The organism is Nocardia sp. XZ_19_231 (genome assembly GCF_015355705.1).
GTDB classification, from domain to species: domain Bacteria; phylum Actinomycetota; class Actinomycetes; order Mycobacteriales; family Mycobacteriaceae; genus Nocardia; species Nocardia salmonicida.
In genome coordinates, this window is sequence record NZ_JACUZI010000011.1 from 79,857 (window position 1) to 98,924 (window position 19,068).

Below are 19,068 nucleotides of genomic sequence, written 5' to 3' on the forward strand. Positions count from 1 at the left end.
TGCGCCTCGCCGACCCGGTCGGTTACCGTGCGGTGGTGACCGACAACCATCGCCTCTCCCCCGGAGACACCGCCCCCGAGTTCACGCTGCCCGACGCCGACGGCAACGACGTATCGCTGTCGGACTACCGCGGCCGCAAGGTGATCGTCTATTTCTACCCGGCCGCCAGCACCCCCGGCTGCACCAAGCAGGCGTGCGACTTCCGCGACAACCTGGCCGACCTCGGTGGCGCGGGCCTCGACGTCATCGGCATCTCGCCCGACAAGCCCGCCAAGCTGGCGAAATTCCGCGACAACGAGGGCCTGACCTTCCCGCTGTTGTCGGATCCCGAGCGCGAGGTGCTCAAAGAATGGGGCGCCTTCGGCGAAAAGATGATGTACGGCAAGACCGTGACGGGCGTGATCCGCTCGACCTTCCTGGTCGACGAAAAGGGCAAGATCGAACTCGCCCAGTACAACGTCCGAGCCACCGGCCACGTCGCTAAGTTGCGCCGCGATCTGTCGGTGTAGTCAGTCGCCGAACGAGCTGATGTAGATCTCGTAACCGTCGAGCAGCCGCGCCAGGCCGAACTCGAAATCAGCTTTCTCCCAATCGATTTCCTCGTTCTCGAAGGCCGCCCCGGCGAGGGCGGCCGACATCGCGGGAAAGCGGACAGGGTCGAGCACCCTGGCCATGATCGCGCCGAAGTCGTCGCCCTCGCCGATCCGCAGATCCCTGGCCGCTCGTCGCCTGCCGACCACGAACATCGACAGGTTCATCACCAGCTGGAGTTTGACAGGTTCCGGCAGCGGCACCGCACCGAGTACCCGTAGACCGGCCTCGACCCAGGCCATGTTGTTCGGACCCATCGGAGGTCCACTCTGTGGGATGTCCACCCACCACTCGTGTATGCCGATGGCCTCGAACTCCGCCAGCGCCCACTGTTGCAGTCCTGCTCGCCACGTGGCACCGGCCACGGTGGTGGGCGGCTGCCCGACGACTCGGTCGACCAGCAGATTCACCAACATGGTCTTGCTGTCGACGTAGCGGTACAGCGACATGGCCGTGAAGCCGAGCTGGTTGGCGACCCTGTTCATCGACAGCGCCGCATAGCCCTCCGCGTCGGCCACCTCGATGGCAGCATCCAGGATCTGGTCGATGGTGAGCGCCCGCCTGGGCCCACGACCGCCCGATTCATCTAGACCCCACATCAACTGGACAGTCTTCGGCAGCGCCGGATCGCCGGATGTCGTCATCGTCCTCCTCCGCTCGCGTCGACTCTAGCGGTGCCCGCCCTTGCGCCAAAGAACTGATTACCATATAAACTATATCTACACCATAAACAGTTTCTTGAGCGGAGAAATCAATGTCACCCGATTCAGTGCCCGCGCTCACCGTCAGCCGGTTGCGCAAGGCCTACGCCACCCACGTCGTCCTCGACGACCTCGAACTCGACATACCGGCGGGGACGGTCTTCTCGCTGCTCGGCCCGAACGGTGCGGGCAAGACGACACTGGTCCGCATTCTGGCCACTCTGATCCGACCGGATGGCGGTCAGGTGCGCGTCTTCGGCCACGACCCTGTCCACGCCGGCGACACCGTGCGCAGGCTGATCGGTGTCACCGGCCAATACGCCGCCGTCGACCTGGTGCTGACCGGCACCGAGAACCTGCGCCTGACCGGCCGATTGCTGCATCTGGGTGCGGCCGAGACCAAGCGCCGCACCGCTGAGCTACTCGACCGTTTCGAGCTGGTCGACGCCGCAGATCGACCGGTCAGCGCCTACTCCGGCGGTATGCGGCGGCGACTTGATCTGGCCATGAGCCTGATGGGCCGACCGCGCATCGTGTTCCTCGATGAGCCGACCACCGGTCTCGATCCACGCAGCCGACGCGACCTGTGGACGGGGATCAGGGAACTCGCGGCCGACGGGACAACGATCTTCCTCACTACCCAGTATCTGGAGGAAGCCGATCAGCTGGCCGACCGGATCGCTGTGCTCGACAACGGCCACATCGTCGCAGACGGCACACCGGCCGAACTCAAGCGCCTGGTCCCTGGCGGGCACATCCGGCTGAGCTTCGCTGACCACCACCTGCTCGCGGCCGGCGCGAAGGCCGTCGACGCCGTGTCGGTTTCCGCCACCGGCTCCCACGTCGATCCCGAGCAGCTGACCCTGCAGGTGCCGTCGGACGGCAGCGCGGCCGAGATCAAGCAGCTGCTCGACCGCTTCGCCGACCTCGACATCGCGATCCAGCAGCTCACGGTGCACACCCCCGACCTCGACGACGTCTTCTTCGCCCTGACCGGTCAACCCCGCAGCGCCGCCTCGGTCGCCTGAACATCGAAACGAGACACACGATGACCACCCTGTCTCCCGCGCAGCGCACGCTGCGCACCGTCCAGGATTCGGCCACGATGCTGGACCGCAATATCAGGCATACCTTGCGCAGTCCCGACACGATGATCATGACGATCGCGCTGCCCGTGATAATCCTGCTGATGTTCGTCTACGTCTTCGGCGGCGCGATGGATGTAGGCCCCGGGGCCTACATCGACTACGTGGTCCCTGGAATCATTCTGCTGTGCGCGGGTTTCGGTGCGTCGACGACCGCCGTCGCGCTGTCTACCGATCTGGCCGACGGCATCATCGACCGGTTCAGAGCCATGGCTATCGCCCGCTCGGCGGTGCTCACCGGCCACGTCGCCGAAAGCGTGATCCGCAATCTGCTCACCTCGGGGATCGTGATCGGGCTCGCGGTCGCGATCGGTTTCCGACCGACCACCGAGCCGCTGCGCTGGCTGGGCGTCCTCGGGTTGCTGGCGATGTTCGTGTTCGCGCTGTCGTGGCTGTCCGCCGCACTCGGTCTGCTCGCGCGAAATCCTGAAGCGGCAAACGGCTTCACGTTTGTGTTCATGTTCCTGCCGTATGTGAGCAGCGCGTTCGTCCCGACCGATTCGATGCCGGTGTGGCTGCACTGGTTCGCCGAGAATCAGCCGGTAACCCCAGTGATCGAGACGATGCGTGGGTTGTTGATGGGCACGCCTATCGGCGACAGCGGTTTGCTCGCGGTGCTGTGGTGCGCGGGTATCGCACTGGTCGGATATGTCGCGGCGGGAGTCTTGTTCCGCCGTCGCACCAGCGTCTGAAACCACAGAAGGGGCAGCGCACGCGCTGCCCCTTCTGTGTGGAGACGATCAGTCGGCGGATTCCGTCTGCGGACCTTCCGGCGTGAAAGCCTGCGCCGGCTGCATGCTGAGCGGAATGCCCGTCCCCGGCAGGGTCGGGGCGGCGGCGGGAATCTGCGGCACCGCAGGCACGACAGGCTCGAGCGGCAGCGGATCCTCCTGTGGCGCGTCTCCGTACAGCTGGGTCGGGTAGTCGAGGGGGAATTCGCCCGGGTTCACCAGTTGCGGATTCGGCGACACCGTCTCGTATGGCGAGGTGGTCGAGTCTTCCGTCACACCGCCGGTCGACTCGCTCTCGACCGAGGCGGCCTCGTGTGTCTGGGGGGCTTGCGGAATAACCGGTGCCGACGCGGCGCCGGGCTCCGACGACACGGCGGTGTTGTCGACCACCGGCGGCTCGCCGTTCATCACCGCATACGAACCACCGGCCACGAGCCCGCCGACCAGCACACTCGCCGCCGCGGCGACCATCGCCGTCCCCCGCTTGGAGCGCGCGCCGGTGGAGATCGGCACCACGACCGTGTCACCGAGCGCGACCAGCGCGGCACCGGCGGCGGGCGCGAACGGCGCCAACCGGCAGGGCAGCACCGGCACACCGAACCCGGCGACCGCGTCGCGCACCGCGGGCGCGTCCGACGACGAACCGACCAGCACCACCGCGCCGGGCTTCACCGACGCCGCCTCGAACTGATCCCACGCTGCCGATACGCCCGCGCGCAAGGCATCGGGCGTCGGCGCGCCGGTCTGCGAGTAGGCGGCCAGCACGCGATGGCGACCCGGGTCGACCAGCGTCATCGCCTGGTATCCGGGCACGGCCTCGACGATGAGCAGGTTGTCGAACTCGTCCAGCCAGGTCATCGCGCCCGCGACGAACAGATGCGCCGACTTCGCCGAAACCAGCGAGGCGGTACGCCATTCGGTCTCCGCCAGTCGGGTGACGATCGCGCGCCGCTCGTTCGCGTCGCGGTAACTCACTGCCACCCCGGCGATCTCGTGCTCGTTGTCGAGTTCGGCCGCGATCGCGTCGAGTGCGGTGAGCACCGCCGCCGCCACTTCGGCCTTGCCGTCGCCACCGGCACGGACGGTGCGCCGCAGCAGCATCCGATCCGTGAGAGTGACGCCCGATTCGGCGAACGCGACCGCGTGCACGGCTCCACGCTCGGTGCTGACGCCGAGGGTTACCACAGATCCTGTTGCCACAAGTCTTGCCTTCCCCTGTGCGAAACGGTGCGGGACGGGACCACACGGGGTCCGTCACTTCGCGGTAGGTCTGGTGCGGCGTGAGCTGGCTAGCCGCGAATAAGCGTGCAGATAGACGCACACTTATCTGATGATTCGTCACCGGTCAGGGTATGGATGGGTCAGGATTTCAACCAGTTGTTGACACGCTGTCGGTAGAGGCGTGTCGCGGATGTGCGTATACCGCTAGCCTGAATGGGTGGAAGTACACGCGCAGGCCCGGTCACCGCAGAGCCGTCCGGACCCTGCGCTGGAATTGCAGGACGACCCGCAAGAGTTGATGCCGCGCAAGCGGCCGACACAGGAGCGCAGCAAGCGCAAATTCGACGCGCTGCTGGCGTCTTCGCGCGAGCTGCTGGTCGAGGTCGGGTTCGAATCGTTCACCTGTGAAGAGGTCGCGCAGCGCGCCGAGGTGCCGATCGGCACCCTGTACCAGTTCTTCGCCAACAAATACGTGATCGTCTGCGAACTCAATCGACAAGACCTGGTTGCGGTTTCCCGCGAGCTGGCCGACTTCCACGGTGAAGTGCCCTCGCTGGACTGGCTGCGGCACATGAACCAGTTCGTCGACCACATGGCGAACCTGTGGACCACCGACCCGTCGCGGCGCGAGGTGTGGTTGGCGATGCAGTCGACCCCCTCCACGCGGGCTACGGGCGCACTGCACGAGAAGGAATTCGCCGCGGTCGTCTCGCAGATGCTGCGTCCGCTGACACCGCGCACACCGCGCGCCCGGCGCACGATGATGGCCGAAGTGCTGGTGCACGTCGTGTATTCGATGCTGAATTTCTCGGTGCAGGAAGATCAATCGAACACCGACGCCGTCGCCGAACTCAAGCGGCTGATGGTGGCGTATCTGCTTGTCGCGGAAAAAGAATCGCGAACCGCCGAAGAAAAATGACGGTTCGCGAGTTCTAGTTTCGGCCTTCGATCAAATCGGCCAGTTCGCCCGGGTCCTCCAGCACCACCATCGCAGCGGCGGTGTCGCCGTCGTGGGTCAGGGACAGGTGTACCCGCACCCGGGGCAGGAATTCCGCGGCGAGGCCGTGGAGTTTGATGCTGGGCCTGCCCCAGGCGTCGTTGACGACTTCGATGAGCGGGTACGGATTGTCGCCGATCTGTGGGCTGCGGGCGAAGCGAGACGATGCCCAGGCTTTGAGCACCGCCTCCTTCGCGGCCCACCGCGCGGCGAAGCTGCGGGCCGGGTCGGTTTGCTTGCTCTGGCAGTAGCGACGTTCACCAGCGGTGAATGTCTCCCTGAGCATGGTCGACCCGGGCCGTTGCAGCTGTTCGGAGAACTCGGAGATGGTCACCAAGTCCAAGCCGATACCGAGAATCGTCACGAAGCGGCAGCCTACGACGCTTCGGTCGACTGCGGGGCGATTTGCCCGGTGCCGCAGCCCCATCCGTTCGCGCTGTAGACACCGTCGCTGTCGAGACGGGCCTGCGGCGAGAGCAGCATGTCGGCCTCGAGCTGACGGATCTGCTTGGCCGGCGTGCCGTCGGCGCCGAGGCGACGATCGGCGGGCTTCTCGTACAGTGCCGAGCCGCCGCACATGGCCTCGGCGAAGCGCTGCCTGCCCGCGAGCTGACGCGTCTGCGCCCGCTCCTGGTACTGCGCCCGCGCGGCCGGGTCGATCGCGGCCAGGAACGCCTGCGGATGGACCACCGCGAGCAGACCGGACACGTGACCGAAGCCGAGCGAGGTCACCAGACCCGCCTTGAGCGCGAACTTCTCGCCGAAACGCAGTGGCTCGCGCGCCCACACCAGGTGCGGGTAGGCGGCCATCTTCTCGTCGACGCAGTCCAGGCTGCGGTTCGGCGGCACCACACCGTTCTCCAGCACCTGGCACAGGCCGATGAGCTGGAATGCCGCCGCGCCGCCCTTGGCGTGGCCGGTGAGGCTCTTCTGCGAGACCACGAACAGCGGTGCGCCGCTGGTACGCCCCAGCGCGCCGGCGAGCCGCTCGTGCAGCTCCGACTCGTTGGGGTCGTTGGCCGCGGTGGAGGTGTCGTGCTTGGAGATCACCGCGATGTCGTCGGGGGTCACGCCGAGCTTGCGCAGTTCGGCCGCCAGTCGCGACTCGCTGCCGCCACGCCCCGCACCCAGCGCACCGAGACCCGGTGCCGGGATGGAGGTGTGCACGCCGTCGGCGAAGGACTGGGCGAAGGCGACGACGCCGAGCACCGGCAGACCCATCTGCACGGCCACGTCACCGCGGGCCAGCAGCACGGTGCCGCCACCCTGCGATTCCACGAACCCGCCGCGACGACGATCGTTGGCGCGGGAGAAGTAGCGGTCGCTGATTCCCTTGGCGCGCATGCTCGCCGAGTCGGCGGTGGCCGACATGTCACCGAAGCCGACGATGCCTTCGATACCCAGGTCGTCGAAACCACCGGCGACCACGACTTCGGCCTTGCCGAGCCGGATCTTGTCGACGCCTTCCTCGACCGATACCGCCGCCGTGGCGCACGCCGCGACCGGGTGCACCATGGCGCCGTAGCTGCCCACGTAGGACTGCACCACGTGCGCAAGGGCGACGTTGGGCAGTGCTTCTTGGAGGATGTCGTTCGGGCGCAGTTCGCCGAGCAGGTTGTCGACGTAGAGCGAGCGCATCGAGGACATGCCGCCCATACCGGTGCCCTGGGTGTTGGCCACCAGGCTCGGGTGCACCCAGCTCATCAGCTCGTCGGGGCTGAAGCCCGCGCCGACGAACGCGTCGACGGTGCAGACGATGTTCCACAGCGCGACCCGGTCGATCGAGGCGGCCATGTCGGCCGAGACGCCCCAGATGGTGGGGTCCCAGCCGGTCGGGATCTGGCCGCCGACCACGCGGGACAGCTTCGCCTTGCGCGGCACACGGATCTCGGTGCCCGCCTGACGGGTGACGGTCCAGTCGCCTGCGCCCTCGACCGGGCTGATCACCGTGTGCTCGGGATCGGCGGTGGCGAATGCCCGTGCCTCGGCCTCGTTGGCGACCGTGAACGTCAGGTCCTGATCGAGGAACACCGAGGTGAGCAGCGGGGCCGCGTTGTCGAGCATGGCGCCGTCGTCTTCGTAGCGGCGCACACCGCAGCGTTCGACGACCGTGTCGTGGTAGCGCTCCGCGACCTCGGCCTCGGGTACGAAGTCACCGGATTCGGTGTCGTACCAGCCGGGCTTCGGCTCGTTCTCCCAGCGGATCAGACCGGTGGTCCAGGCCAGTTCGAGCACGCCGGCGGCCGAGAGCTGGTCTTCGACCTCCATCTCGAAACGGGTACGCGACGAGCCGTACGGGCCGAGCTCACCGGCGCCGACGATGACGACCATGTCGCTCAGTTCCGCGGTGACCGGAGCCCAATCAGGAACGGGCAGCGCCGAACTCAGGGTGGGCGGTGCGGGCAGCGCGGCGATGGTCGCGGCGGTGGCGGCTTCTTCGATCTGCTCGGCCGCGGCCTCCTGCGCCTGCTTGGCGAGCGCGGGCAGGTCGAGCTTGGCACGCGCCAGACCACCGGTGAGGTCGATCTGCTGCGGGCCGGTGAGCGTCACCTGACGAGCACGCGAGGTGCACCACTTGAGCAGTTCGTCGGCCATCTCGGTGGTCGACCAGGTGTGCACGCCCGCCTTCTCCACGGCCTCGACCATGGGGTCGTTGTGACCCATCAGCCCGGTGCCGCGCACCCAGCCGATCAGCGCGTGTACCAGCGTCACCCGTGCGGCCCAGGACTTCTCGGCCTTCCACTTGGTGACGACCGCGTCGAGCGCGGCCTTGGATTCGCCGTAGGCGCCGTCGCCGCCGAAGAGGCCACGGTTGGGCGAACCCGGCAGCACCACATGCAGTTTCGCGTCGACGTCGTGGTCGGCGTTGAGGGCGGACAGGCCGCCGATCAGCCGTTCCACCGACCAGAGCAGGACCCGCATCTCCATTTCGGCGCGGGCGCCCGCGTCGGCGAGGTCGCCGGCGACGCGCGGTGCCGCGAACGGCAGCAGCATCGTCGGGGTCATGGCGTCCTTGACCTTGATCTTGGCGCCACCCGCGTTGTCGACCTGCTCGGTGCCGACCCACTCGATCAGCGCGTCGAGGTCCTGGTAGGAGGCCATATTGGCCGGGACCACCCACAGCGCCGCACCGTGGCGGGCGTTGTCGCGGTAGAGCGAGCGGTAGAACCGCAGCCGCTCGTCGTTGAGACCGGAGGTGGTGACCACCACGGTCGCGCCACCGGAGAGGAGCTTGCCGGTGACGGCTGCCGCGATGGAACCCTTGCTGGCGCCGGTGATCACGGCGAGGTCGTCGGACCACAGACCCGGCTCGGTGGTGTCGAGCGCGGCCTTGGCGATCTGCGCGTACACCCCGGCCAGCACCGAACGGGCCTCGTGCATGGCCCGCTGACGCCACCAGCTCGCCTGGGCGGCAACAGCTTCACCGGCACCGACGAAACCGTCGATCGACTGCTCCGCGGTGGCGGCATCGTCGCCGAGCCACATCTTCGCGAGGTCTTCACGGGCGGTGGCCCAGCGGTCGTCGATGAGCACGGCCTTGCGGGCGTCGAACGTCGGAGCGACCAGACGCGGCCAGTCCGAACCCAGTTCGGCCGAGACGAGGTCGGCGAGCGTATCGGGAGTCGCCTCGGGTGCGCTGATCTTCTCGCTGAGGCCGAGCTGTTCGAGCACGACCCTGGCCGCGGTGGCGAGCACGCCGTCGCGTCCGGTGATCTGCTCGGTGAACTCGCCGAGCGCGGCAGCGTCGACGGTGCCGCCGGTAGCGCCACCCGCCGAGGGCATCGAGACCGCGACACCGCGCCGTGCGGCCACAGCCTGCACAGCGGCGTCGATGGCGGCGTCGACCGAAGCCGCATCGCTGAGCGCACCGCCGGCGAGACCGCCGAGGTCACCGCCGCGCACGCTCGCACCTTCGCGGGTGCCGAGGGAGACCTCGGCGGTGACGTGGCTGGCCCAGCCGTCGCCGAGTTCCCAGACCTTCTTGACCCGGTCGGCGATGGCGGCGGGCCGCTTGCCGGAGGGGCCGAAGACCTTGCGCAGGTGGTCGCCGATGGCATCGGTGAGCACGGTGCCGAAGGGCTTGTAGGTGCGGGCAAGGCGTTCGACGGTGGCGGCCAGTGCGCCCATGTCGGCGTCGGCGGCGCCGTCGATGGCTCCGAGGGAGAGTTCGGCGCCGAGGTCGACGAGCAGCTGGTTACGCCGCGAGGAGACACCGTCGCAGAGGCCCTCGATGGTGTCGACCGGGCCGATCTGGTCCATCCGCAGCTTGGTCCACAGCGCGATGAGCACGCGGGTGGCGTCGGCGGCGCTGAAGGCGATGTCGTCGGGTCGCGGGCCACCGGTCGCCACCGGAGCGGCGGCGGCGACGGGAGCCGCGGCAGTCGGCGCGGCCGCGGTTTCGACCGGGGCGTCGTCGATGTCGTCGACCGGGGCCGGATCGGTGTCGGTGGAGTAGACGACCGCCGCGTCACGTTCGACGTTGACGACCTCCACGGTCACCCCACCGAACCCGGGCAGCTTCAGCGTTTGCGAGGCCAGGTTCGCCACGGTGGGAGTGGCGCCGAGGCCGATCTCGACGAACCGTTCCACGCCGAGACCACCGTGGGCGGTGTCGGCGAACAGCAGGTCCTGGGTCTCGATCCAGCGCACCGGGCTGGCGAACTGCCAGGCCAGCAGCTCGATCAGCACCACACGGCACAGTTCGGCATCGCGCGTGGCCCAGCTGTCGAAGTCGGCCAGCACGGCCACCAGGGGCTCCGACGGCACGAGTTCGGCGATCTCGGTGAGGAACGCGCGGTCCAGCGAGAACGGACGGGGTACCAGGTTCGGAATGTAGCGTCCGACCAGAACCTCCGGGTGCACCTCGGCGGGCAGCAGCTGCTCGAGCTTGTGCCGGAACTCCGGCACACCGTCGCGCAGCACCGAGGAGTGGAACGGCACGTCGATGCCGGGCACCAGGATGAAGGCCCGCTTGCCGCCGAACTCTGCACGGCGACGGTCGATTTCGGTTTCGAGTGCCTCGAGCCCGGCGACCGTGCCCGCGATGGCGTACTGGGAGCCGCGCAGGTTGAGGTTCACCACCTCGAGGAATTCGCCGGTCTCCGCGCCGATCCCGTTGACGAAGTCGATCACCTCGGGGTCGGGCAGTCCGATCTGCGACGGGCGGATGGCGGCCATCCGGTAGTTGCTGCGACCCTGCGCATCACGCGGCACCAGTTCGTGCATGGCCGAGCCACGCTGGAACACGACCTCGAGCACGGCTTCCAGCGGCAGCACACCGGCAACGGCGGCGAGGGCGTTGTACTCACCGACCGAGTGACCGGCCAGCATCGAGCCTTCGACGAACGCGCCCGATTCCCGCAGCTCGGCGACCTGGGCGACGCCGAGGGTGGCCATCGCGACCTGGGTGAACTGGGTCAGGTGCAGCACGCCGTCCGGGTGCCGGTGTTCGACACCGCGCGCCTTGAGGTAGGTCGGGTTGTCGCGCACCACCGCCAGGATCGAGAAACCGAGGGCTTCGCGGGTGTGCGCGTCGGCACGCTCCCATACCCGCTTGGCCGCCTTCGAGCGGGTCAGCGCGTCCAGGCCCATCCCCTTGCGCTGGATGCCCTGGCCCGGGAAGGCGTACACGGTCTTCGGGGCGGCGGTGCGCCCGGTCGCGGTCATGACCAGGTCACCGTCGACGCGGCAGGAGACCTCGACGATCTCGGCGCCCGCGTCCACCGCGATCCGCTCCACCCGCACGTCCACGGTCGCGCCGGGGCGCACCATGCCGAGGAACCGGGTGGTCCATGCCGTGAGAGTGCGTGCGGGAGCGGAGCTTTCGGGATCCACCGCAACCACCGCGTGCTGGGCGGCGGCCGAGAGCCACATGCCGTGCACGATCGGGCTGCCGAGGCCGGCCAGCTTGGCGGCGGCATCGGAGGTGTGGATCGGGTTGTGGTCGCCGGAGACCGCGGCGAACGCGTGCATGGCGCGCGGGGCGGCCATGCTCACATCGCGGCGACGGCGGCGCGGGGTGTCGGTGGCGTCGTCGGAGACCGCACCGGCCGCGCGCGGCGGATCGGTGAGCTCGCCCGCGCCGTTGCGTCCGCGGATGGCGAAGCGTTCGACGAGCCGGGCCAGCGGAGTGGCGTCGAGTCCCTGATCCAGGATCAGGCCGATGTTCACCTCGACCTCGACCACACGGCCCATGTCGGTGTCGACCACCGCGCCGCCTTCGGCCCGAACGACAAGAATGCTTGTCTCCGAGGGCAATTCGTTCAGCAGGTCGATCTGGTGATCCAGGTGGACCAGGTCGAGCATGCCTTCGATAACGGAACCGCCGGCCGGCGTACGCGCTGCGCCGAGCACCGCGAAGACCGCGGGCCAGCAGGCGCCGACGAGCACATCGGGGGCGGTGCGGCCGAGAGTACTGAGGGTGTCGGGCAGGCCCGAGCCCGTGACACCGGCGTGGTCGGCGATCAGATCCGGCATCCATGCCAGGTTGAGGTGCGCCACACCGGCTTTCACCTCGGGCAGCGACTTCCCGGCGGCGACGCCGAGCAGGGCCGACATCGCGGTCTCGGCATCGGCGTCGGTGATCACCGGCGCGCCGCCGGAATACACGCTCGCGGGCACGGTGATGCGGATCCGTACGGAATCACGGACCAGCGGCACCGTCAGCTCCACGTAGCCGAATTCGGCTTCGGGACCGGTGGTTTCGGTCAGGGTGGCGCCGGTGGCGCGATGCACCGCACTCCCCTGCTCGACGATCCACTCCGAGATGTGACCGAGGCGATGCACCGGGTTGACGGTGGTGCGACCGGCCCACTGCACGTCGGGGGCGGCGAGCACGGTGTCGATCGGTCCCGCCACCACACCGGCGACGCGGCGCGCGTCCACCGGCTCGGGGACGACACCGGCCCTGACCAGGCTGTACGCGGTGTCCTGTTCGAAGCGGTCGAGCAGCTCACCTACGGGCTCGTCCACGCGGGTGATACCGGCGACGGCGACGGTGCCGGGGATGACGCACACCTGATCGGCCGAGTAGCGCGGATCGTGGGCCTGCCACAGCGAATCCGAACGCCACCAGCGGCGCACATCGGCGTCGACGACGGGCACGAAGTTCACCGGCTTGCCCGGTGTCTTGCACAGCGAGACGAAGAACGGCACGTCGGCCGGGTGCAGCACGGTGTCGGCGATCGTCGGGTACTGCTTCTGCAGCGCGCACAGCGCCTGCACCGGGTGCTCGAAGGCTTCGTCGTCGGCGAACAGAGTTTCGATCTCACCGCTGTCGGCCGGGTTGAGCCGGGACTCGGTGCGGCGCATCATCTCCGCGAACCGGTCGCGCCAGCTGATGTCGAGCCAGTCCGAGCGGGTGGCGTCGCGGATCGCGTCACCGATATCGCTGCCGCAATCGAACGAGATCGGCACCTCACTCGTCACGGCCAGGGAGACATAGCGTTCCAGCCACTGCTGGTAGGTCATGGTGGCGACATCGCCGAAGTAGGGCTTGGCGGTGGCGTCGAGCGCCGCGATGATCTCGGCGCGACGGCTCGCCACGGCGTCGGCATCGCCCGCGACCTCGTCGAGCAGACGGCCGGTGCGCGAGGCGGCATTGTCGATCTCGTGGATATCGGCGCCCAGCTGGCTGCGCCCGGAGGCCATTCCACCGCTGGCGGTGCCCGCACCGACCCAGTCGGGGGTGCCGGGGGTATCGACGAGCAGCTGCTTCACCGCGGGGGCGGTGGTCGCCTCGAGGGTAGCCATGGCCGCGGTGCCGACGAGCACGCCGTCCAAGGGCATGAGCGGGTAGCCGTGGCCGGTGGACCAGGTGCCGGTGAGGTAGTCGGTGGCGCGTTCGGGAGTGCCGATGCCGCCGCCGACGCAGATCACCACGTTGGCGTGGCCGCGCAGCTCGGCGTAGGTGGCCAGCAGCAGGTCGTCGAGGTCTTCCCAGGAGTGGTGCCCGCCGGCCTTGCCGCCTTCGATGTGCATGATCACCGGGTAGTCCGGAACGGCGTCGGCGATGCGCAGCACGGCCTTGATCTGGGCGACGGTGCCCGGCTTGAACGCGACGTGGCTGATGCCCGCCTCGGACAGCTCACCGATCAGCGCGACGGCCTCGTCGAGTTCGGGGATGCCCGCGGTGACGATCACGCCGTCGATCGGCGCACCCGCCGCCCGCGCCTTCTGCACCAGGCGCTTACCGCCCAGCTGCAGCTTCCACAGGTAAGGGTCGAGGAACAGCGAGTTGAACTGCACGGCGCGACCCGGCTGCAGCAGCTGACGCAACTCGGTGACCCGGTCGGCGAAGATCTGCTCGGTGACCTGTCCGCCACCGGCCAGCTCGGCCCAGTGGCCCGCATTGGCCGCGGCCGCGACGATTTTCGCGTCGACGGTCGTCGGGGTCATGCCCGCGAGGAGGATCGGCGAACGGCCGGTGAGCTTGGTGAACGCGGTCTCGACGACGATGCGGCCGTTGGGCAGACGCACCGGCTTCGGCGCGAAGTCCGACCACGGCGTCGACGGCTCCGGCGCGGCACCCGGAGTGAGCAGGCTGCGCTGACCGGCGCGGGTTGCGGCGGCGACCACGCCGACACCGGTGCCCTTGAGCGAACCGCCGGTCACCCGCGAGAGCAGGTCGCCGGGGCCGAGGTCGAGAATCCACTGCGCGCCCGCTTCGACCACGGCGTCGACGGTGGCGACCCAGTCGATCGGGTCGACGAGCACCTGCTGGGTCAGGGCGGCGGCGAGGTCGGCGTCGATCTCGCACTGACGGGCCCAGCCTGCGACCAGTTCGACGGTCTCGGCCAGCGCCGGGTGGTGGAAGGCGACGTCGACGGAGATGTCTTCGAATACGGGCGCGAATACCGCGCCACCGCGCGCCTTGCTGTCGCGCTCACGGGTCTGCTCGTCATGCAGCTGCGCGCAACGAATGCGCACCCGATCGATCTGCGCGGGCGCACCCGAGATCACGACGCGCCTGCGTCCGTTGCGGATCGACACCACCGCGGCGATCGCGGGATCGACTCCCTCGGCGACCTCGGTGACGATCGCCCGCAGCTGTTCCGGATCCACATTCGACACGGCCACCATCGGCGAGCGCTCGCCCACCGGCATCAGTCCACGCCTGCGCGCGACGAGCCCGGCGGCCGCACCGACGAGCTGGGAGATGGCCAGCAGCTCCGCGTCACGCGTGCCGCCCGCTTCGACCGCGGCGGCGGCGAACAGCCCCTGCGAGTGTCCGACGATCGCGACCGGCGCGTGCTCGGCCGGGTCGAGACCCTGCAACCGCAACGCCCTGGTCGCGGCGATCTGGGTCAACAGCACACCCGGCATGGAAATGGGCACCGACCGCAGCACCGAGTCCGCGGGCGCCGACGAGGGCTCCTCCGGCTCGTCGAGCTCGCTCTCGAGCACCCAGCCCATCGGGTCGAATCCACCGGGGCGCACCACCAGCAACTGCGTCGCAACCGGCTCGATCAGCGCGGCCGCGTCATTGACCAGCGCGGCCAGCTCGGACTCCAGCGCGCTGTCGCGCCCGATCTCCTCGAGCTCGCGCAGCCACTGGGCACCCTGTCCGCCGAACGCCAACGCGTATCCCGCTCCGGTGCGCAGCTGCTCCAGCAGCGCCGCGCGGACACCCCTGGCCTGGCCGCGACCATTCGCTTTCGTGGTCGCTTCCGTGCCGATTTCGGTGCTCTCGTTGATCGTCAAGACGCTCGACTTCCTTCTCCTGGCGTGTCGCCCACCGACGGCACGCACACGTATCCGGCAGCCCTTTGGGCCTGTTGAAGCCACACTCGCACAAAATCATGAGGAAAGCCTCACGTTTCCAGCCCGGTAGCGAGCTACCGCCCAGTATTTTCGTACGTCCGTACCAGAATGGTGCGAAACATGATGCAGCCTCATGTTTGAACGCGCAGGTCCGGCCTGTTACCCGAGTTCTCAAACATGAGTGCCCCTCACATTGAGGTTTACTGAATCGTTATAACCCCAGGTCGTGTTACCCACGAGTACGCCACGCCGCCCCAACGCTTCGCGCAGCCCGATTCGCCCGGTAGAGTTTGGACGGTCGTACACATAAGCGCGAGTGGCGAAATTGGCAGACGCGCCAGATTTAGGTTCTGGTGTCCACGGACGTAGGGGTTCAAGTCCCCTCTCGCGCACAGATTTGTGGCATATGTGCCACTTTCGGGGCGCCAGCGTGTTCGAGTGCACTCGCACACGAAGGAGAACCACCTTGCACGCCTCTGACCTGTATGTACGTAAAGCGCAGGTGGCAGCTGTGCCACTTTTCAGCCCGTTCGACACCCTCGGTGCCGGGTGCGGTGAACGTCGGCGATCGAGCCCGTCATCCCACCGCAGACCCCTCTTCAGGAACGCATCCACGGCCCGCTGCCGGTGCGTTTCATCCCCCGCACAACCGACCCGGAGATCATCTACGGCTTCGCTGTCGTGGGTGATGCGGGCCGTGTCACCGACCGCGCGGTGCTCTCGGCGCTGGGCTGGCTACCGGGCACTCGGCTGACGGTGTCGTGCCCTGAGGACCGACTGACTCTCGTGCGCGAGGCGACCGATGGCTCTGTCCAGGCGACTCGCGCCGGGTTCTTCCGCGTTCCGGTACGTAAACATCGTCGGGTCGGTCTGCTATCTGGAACCGCGGCCGCGACGTGGACCGACACCGGCGGGCTGATCGCGATCGGGTCGGGCACGCGCGGTGTCGGCATCGTGACCGTCGGCTCGACCAACGCGATCAACCAGACCACCCGCGGCTACGCCATCGATTCCTGGACAGCCCAGGACCTTTGATGTCGTCGGGTCGTGCGCCGACCTGCGCCGCCGTACGCTGCACTACAGGGTGAGGAACTACGGAGGGCAGATTGAGCACTGGATCAAACGAAGTCGATGATGAAAGCCCGTACAGAGGGCTGCAGTCCTTCGCCCAACCTGGGCCGCAGCCGGTACAGCTCGATCGCCACATTCGTGACTCACTGCGGCAGTTTGTGCGCATGTCTGGTGCCACTCCGATGCCACACACCATAAATGACGCCGAGGCAGCCTTGGAGCAAGCCGAGCGCCTGGCACGAGTTATCGGCGACGTTCTGTCGTCTGATTCCGATGAGATCAGTCCTGGCGGCCGATTCGCGAAGATACCCAAGGACGCTGCAGTTCGGCACCTCACAAGGGTGAGAGCGCAATACATAGACCGCTACAGGACCTTGAAGCAGCAAGAACAGATGGCAGAGATCAAAGATGCTGTCGAGGAGAAGGTTGCTGACCCGGATGTCCGTCGAGAACTCTCTGATCTCGTCGCTCAGATCGGGCGACAGCAGCAAGTGCTCGCCGACAGAATCCAGGCGCAGGCGTCCGCAGATGCCGACGACCTGAAGCGAATCAACTTCATGAAGCAAAGATGGGAAGCTCGCAAGGCAATGCTGGAGCGCGAGCCTGCCGCTGTGTTGGTCGGTGCGATCCTATTGCTCGGCATCGCGGTAGCACTGATCGTCGCGATGTTCACCAACACGACAGTGCCCGACATTATCGCGAGCGGGTTCCTATTGATCTTGGGGTTCTTCTTCGGACAGAACAGCACGCGCGGTGGTTCTTCGGGCGACTCGAACTGACGCGCGGCTAGCTGGTTGCGTCGCCCGGAGCGTGTTTCGGGCGGCTATCCTGCATGTAGCTGCTGCTGGCCTCGGGCCGAGCTCACAACTTCGGTTGAGGTCCCCGATGGCCCACCACGCTCTGCTGGGAATCCGTCTGCGGCAAGGTTGCGCGGTACACCAAGAACAACAACTCCTGCGCCGCGCCCGTCGCTGGCGCCAAAGAACTCGCTCGTCTCCGACGGCTTCGTCTCGGTTGAGTACGCCATCGAGTACGAAGACGGCGAGGAGATGTGGCCCACGCGGGCTGGTGGCCTCAGCAGATGACATCCGGGTGGCCCATCGGCGGGTGCGGGTGCAGCACGGCGTGCGACTGCTCGGCTGACCGGCTACGCGTCGCGCTGCCAGGACCTCACGATCGCCGACCATGACGCGGGCGCGTTCACCGTCGCCTACATGCGCGGCATCCCGATCCCCGCTGCGGGCAAGGCCGCCCTCGGCGAGTTGGCGTGCGGTTTGTCAAGGCCCGCAACGGCAACGGCAAGTGCGCAATCCCGTCACGCGCACAGCAGATCTCACGCCAGGGGGGTGTCGATCGAGCTGATCGACCCGGCCACGCTGTTCGAGTCCGGCCTGACCGGCGTCGAAACCGTCGACCGGTGGCTGGCCTCGGTCAATCCCGGGCTGCGCCGCGCACCATCGCGGGTCTACTCCCCCGACGCGCCCCGGACAGCGAGGTTGCGCTGATGGTCGACACCGGTGTCTACGTCGCCGCCCGCACACTGCTCGACCGCCTGGTGCTCGAACTCGCCGGCACCCGAGCGGGCGCGGCGTGCACCGCGGTTGTCCACCCCGGCAACATGACTCCCGAATACGGCTGGTGCGGCGAGGACTGCGATGCGACGGCGCGGCCTGGACGCGGGTGATGATGATCGCCTCGACAACCGCGTTCCCTCAGATCCTTTCCGCACCAGTGCAATTAGGCAGGCAGGTGCAGCTCGCCGCGACGATCTAGCTCGGCGTGGACCGCTGCTACTACACCCCCGAGGACAACTCGATGCCGCCTGTCGGGGTGCTCGACTCCCACACCCGCGACGCGCTCGACGACGCCGCGGCGATGCACCGGGCCGTGATGTGCGCAGGGCTCGGCGCGATGGTCGTCGGGTCGTGGATGCCACGCGGCCCGATGGGCGGAATCCATGGCGGGACACTGTCGGTCACCGTGTTGGTCGACACCTGCGCGTGCGTGTCGACCATGCCGGCGCTCGACACCGTCGTTCCGAAGCTCGCCGACGATCCGCGCTGACGGCGTGCCCAAGAACAAGGCCTGAAGAGATCGGCAGGGAGAACACCTTCTTCTTCCACATACTGAAGAACCTGCGCTACAACAAGAACTTCCTCACCAAGCCGCAGGAGAGGCTGCACACCAACTCCATCGCGTACGAGTATGACAACACGGCGCTCAAGAACACCGCACTCGGGAGTGTTCTCGGACACAGGATCTGGTCTCGCGCCTGTGGAATCCCCAGGTTGTGCCCTGTGGATTCCACAGATCAGCCCCGGAATTCCCCAAGTTCATCAACAGCGGCGAAGTTCTCCACAACTCCTATCCACACCTGCTGTGTGACATGGCTAGCCATGTCCTGCGCACGTCGGGTTGTATCCACCTGGTGGACAGCACATCCGAGCGACCTGGGCAAGAGCACCGAGGTGTGCGATTCGCGTATAGGTCGCGTCGGACACGGATGGTTTGCTTATCCACGTACGAAAAACCCCGCCCGGTTGCGTCGGGCGGGGCGACCGAATTCACAACAACCACGAAAGGAGTTCGGCCTGATGAGCGTACCTGTCGCTTCCCACAACGCCGAGCCGATGCCCCGTCCCACCCCTCCGAACACTGATCTGGTCGCGGTGCTCGCGCTAGCGTTCAGCGTATCGACGTTGACCATGCTGCTCACCAGCGACAACATGCTGGCGGTCACGGTCTGGGGCGTGGTGATGGGCGCTTCCTGGAACCCGAACGGCCGCAGTCGCAAGTAGTAGCGTGCGAGGTGCCCCGGTCCGTCCCCCTCGGACCGGGGCACTTTCGTC

At 67.7% G+C, this 19,068-nt stretch carries 14 protein-coding genes and 1 tRNA gene; 11 read left to right on the forward strand and 4 right to left on the reverse strand.

The annotated features are described in order from the left end of the window. The first annotated feature begins 35 nt into the window (after window positions 1–35). A complete protein-coding gene (bcp, locus tag IBJ82_RS31420; protein WP_194829599.1) occupies window positions 36–509 on the forward strand; it encodes a thioredoxin-dependent thiol peroxidase in 474 nt (157 codons plus the stop codon). On the opposite strand, the gene IBJ82_RS31425 is transcribed toward bcp, so the two are convergent. Further along, entirely contained in the window at window positions 510–1,235 is a 726-nt protein-coding gene (locus IBJ82_RS31425; protein ID WP_194829600.1) for a TetR/AcrR family transcriptional regulator, read from the reverse strand. Window positions 1,236–1,345: 110 nt separating this feature from the next. On the opposite strand from IBJ82_RS31425, the gene IBJ82_RS31430 reads away from it, so the two are divergent. Together IBJ82_RS31430 and IBJ82_RS31435 are read left to right on the forward strand one after the other, a co-directional pair. Next, window positions 1,346–2,320, forward strand: a complete 975-nt coding sequence (locus tag IBJ82_RS31430) for an ATP-binding cassette domain-containing protein (protein WP_194829601.1) — start codon at window positions 1,346–1,348, stop codon at window positions 2,318–2,320. A 20-nt stretch (window positions 2,321–2,340) separates the two neighbouring features. Continuing rightward, window positions 2,341–3,129, forward strand: coding sequence for an ABC transporter permease (locus tag IBJ82_RS31435; protein ID WP_194829602.1), 789 nt, complete (start codon window positions 2,341–2,343; stop codon window positions 3,127–3,129). Window positions 3,130–3,177: 48 nt separating this feature from the next. Here the strand turns inward: IBJ82_RS31435 and IBJ82_RS31440 are convergent, their stop codons facing one another. Then, window positions 3,178–4,368 carry a hypothetical protein gene (locus IBJ82_RS31440; protein WP_194829603.1) on the reverse strand — a complete coding sequence of 397 codons (1,191 nt, stop codon included), beginning with the start codon at window positions 4,366–4,368 and terminating at the stop codon, window positions 3,178–3,180. 319 nt (window positions 4,369–4,687) lie between these two features. On the opposite strand from IBJ82_RS31440, the gene IBJ82_RS31445 reads away from it, so the two are divergent. After that, window positions 4,688–5,308, forward strand: a complete 621-nt coding sequence (locus IBJ82_RS31445) for a TetR/AcrR family transcriptional regulator (protein WP_082844012.1) — start codon at window positions 4,688–4,690, stop codon at window positions 5,306–5,308. 13 nt (window positions 5,309–5,321) lie between these two features. Here the strand turns inward: IBJ82_RS31445 and IBJ82_RS31450 are convergent, their stop codons facing one another. Both IBJ82_RS31450 and IBJ82_RS31455 read right to left on the reverse strand, forming a co-directional pair. Further along, window positions 5,322–5,750 carry a holo-ACP synthase gene (locus IBJ82_RS31450; RefSeq protein WP_056821637.1) on the reverse strand — a complete coding sequence of 143 codons (429 nt, stop codon included), beginning with the start codon at window positions 5,748–5,750 and terminating at the stop codon, window positions 5,322–5,324. An 11-nt stretch (window positions 5,751–5,761) separates the two neighbouring features. Further along, window positions 5,762–15,088 carry a type I polyketide synthase gene (locus IBJ82_RS31455; RefSeq protein WP_194829604.1) on the reverse strand — a complete coding sequence of 3,109 codons (9,327 nt, stop codon included), beginning with the start codon at window positions 15,086–15,088 and terminating at the stop codon, window positions 5,762–5,764. 370 nt (window positions 15,089–15,458) lie between these two features. On the opposite strand from IBJ82_RS31455, the gene IBJ82_RS31460 reads away from it, so the two are divergent. From IBJ82_RS31460 to IBJ82_RS31490, 7 genes are all read left to right on the forward strand, one after another. Continuing rightward, window positions 15,459–15,540: transfer RNA gene (locus IBJ82_RS31460), tRNA-Leu, on the forward strand. Between the two features lie 235 nt (window positions 15,541–15,775). Continuing rightward, window positions 15,776–16,183, forward strand: coding sequence for a hypothetical protein (locus IBJ82_RS31465; protein ID WP_194829605.1), 408 nt, complete (start codon window positions 15,776–15,778; stop codon window positions 16,181–16,183). Between the two features lie 71 nt (window positions 16,184–16,254). Continuing rightward, window positions 16,255–16,998: a hypothetical protein gene (locus IBJ82_RS31470; RefSeq protein WP_194829606.1), complete on the forward strand. Its 744-nt coding sequence runs from the start codon at window positions 16,255–16,257 to the stop codon at window positions 16,996–16,998. Window positions 16,999–17,433: 435 nt separating this feature from the next. Next, window positions 17,434–17,724 carry a hypothetical protein gene (locus IBJ82_RS31475; RefSeq protein WP_194829607.1) on the forward strand — a complete coding sequence of 97 codons (291 nt, stop codon included), beginning with the start codon at window positions 17,434–17,436 and terminating at the stop codon, window positions 17,722–17,724. Then, window positions 17,724–17,903 carry a hypothetical protein gene (locus IBJ82_RS31480; RefSeq protein ID WP_194829608.1) on the forward strand — a complete coding sequence of 60 codons (180 nt, stop codon included), beginning with the start codon at window positions 17,724–17,726 and terminating at the stop codon, window positions 17,901–17,903. The genes IBJ82_RS31475 and IBJ82_RS31480 overlap by 1 nt, the downstream gene beginning before the upstream one ends. 95 nt (window positions 17,904–17,998) lie before the next feature. Further along, window positions 17,999–18,283 carry a hypothetical protein gene (locus IBJ82_RS31485; protein ID WP_194829609.1) on the forward strand — a complete coding sequence of 95 codons (285 nt, stop codon included), beginning with the start codon at window positions 17,999–18,001 and terminating at the stop codon, window positions 18,281–18,283. A gap of 530 nt (window positions 18,284–18,813) precedes the next feature. Then, window positions 18,814–19,017: a hypothetical protein gene (locus IBJ82_RS31490; RefSeq protein ID WP_194829610.1), complete on the forward strand. Its 204-nt coding sequence runs from the start codon at window positions 18,814–18,816 to the stop codon at window positions 19,015–19,017. Window positions 19,018–19,068 lie beyond the last annotated feature (51 nt).

Bases quoted from the DNA above. Each gene is read 5' to 3' on its own strand.
- IBJ82_RS31425 (WP_194829600.1), bottom strand. From the start codon at position 1,235: ATGACGACATCCGGCGATCCGGCGCTGCCGAAGACTGTCCAGTTGATG.
- IBJ82_RS31430 (WP_194829601.1), top strand. From the start codon at position 1,346: ATGTCACCCGATTCAGTGCCCGCGCTCACCGTCAGCCGGTTGCGCAAG.
- IBJ82_RS31435 (WP_194829602.1), top strand. From the start codon at position 2,341: ATGACCACCCTGTCTCCCGCGCAGCGCACGCTGCGCACCGTCCAGGAT.
- IBJ82_RS31445 (WP_082844012.1), top strand. From the start codon at position 4,688: ATGCCGCGCAAGCGGCCGACACAGGAGCGCAGCAAGCGCAAATTCGAC.
- IBJ82_RS31475 (WP_194829607.1), top strand. From the start codon at position 17,434: ATGCGCGGCATCCCGATCCCCGCTGCGGGCAAGGCCGCCCTCGGCGAG.
- IBJ82_RS31480 (WP_194829608.1), top strand. From the start codon at position 17,724: ATGGTCGACACCGGTGTCTACGTCGCCGCCCGCACACTGCTCGACCGC.
- IBJ82_RS31490 (WP_194829610.1), top strand. From the start codon at position 18,814: ATGAGCGTACCTGTCGCTTCCCACAACGCCGAGCCGATGCCCCGTCCC.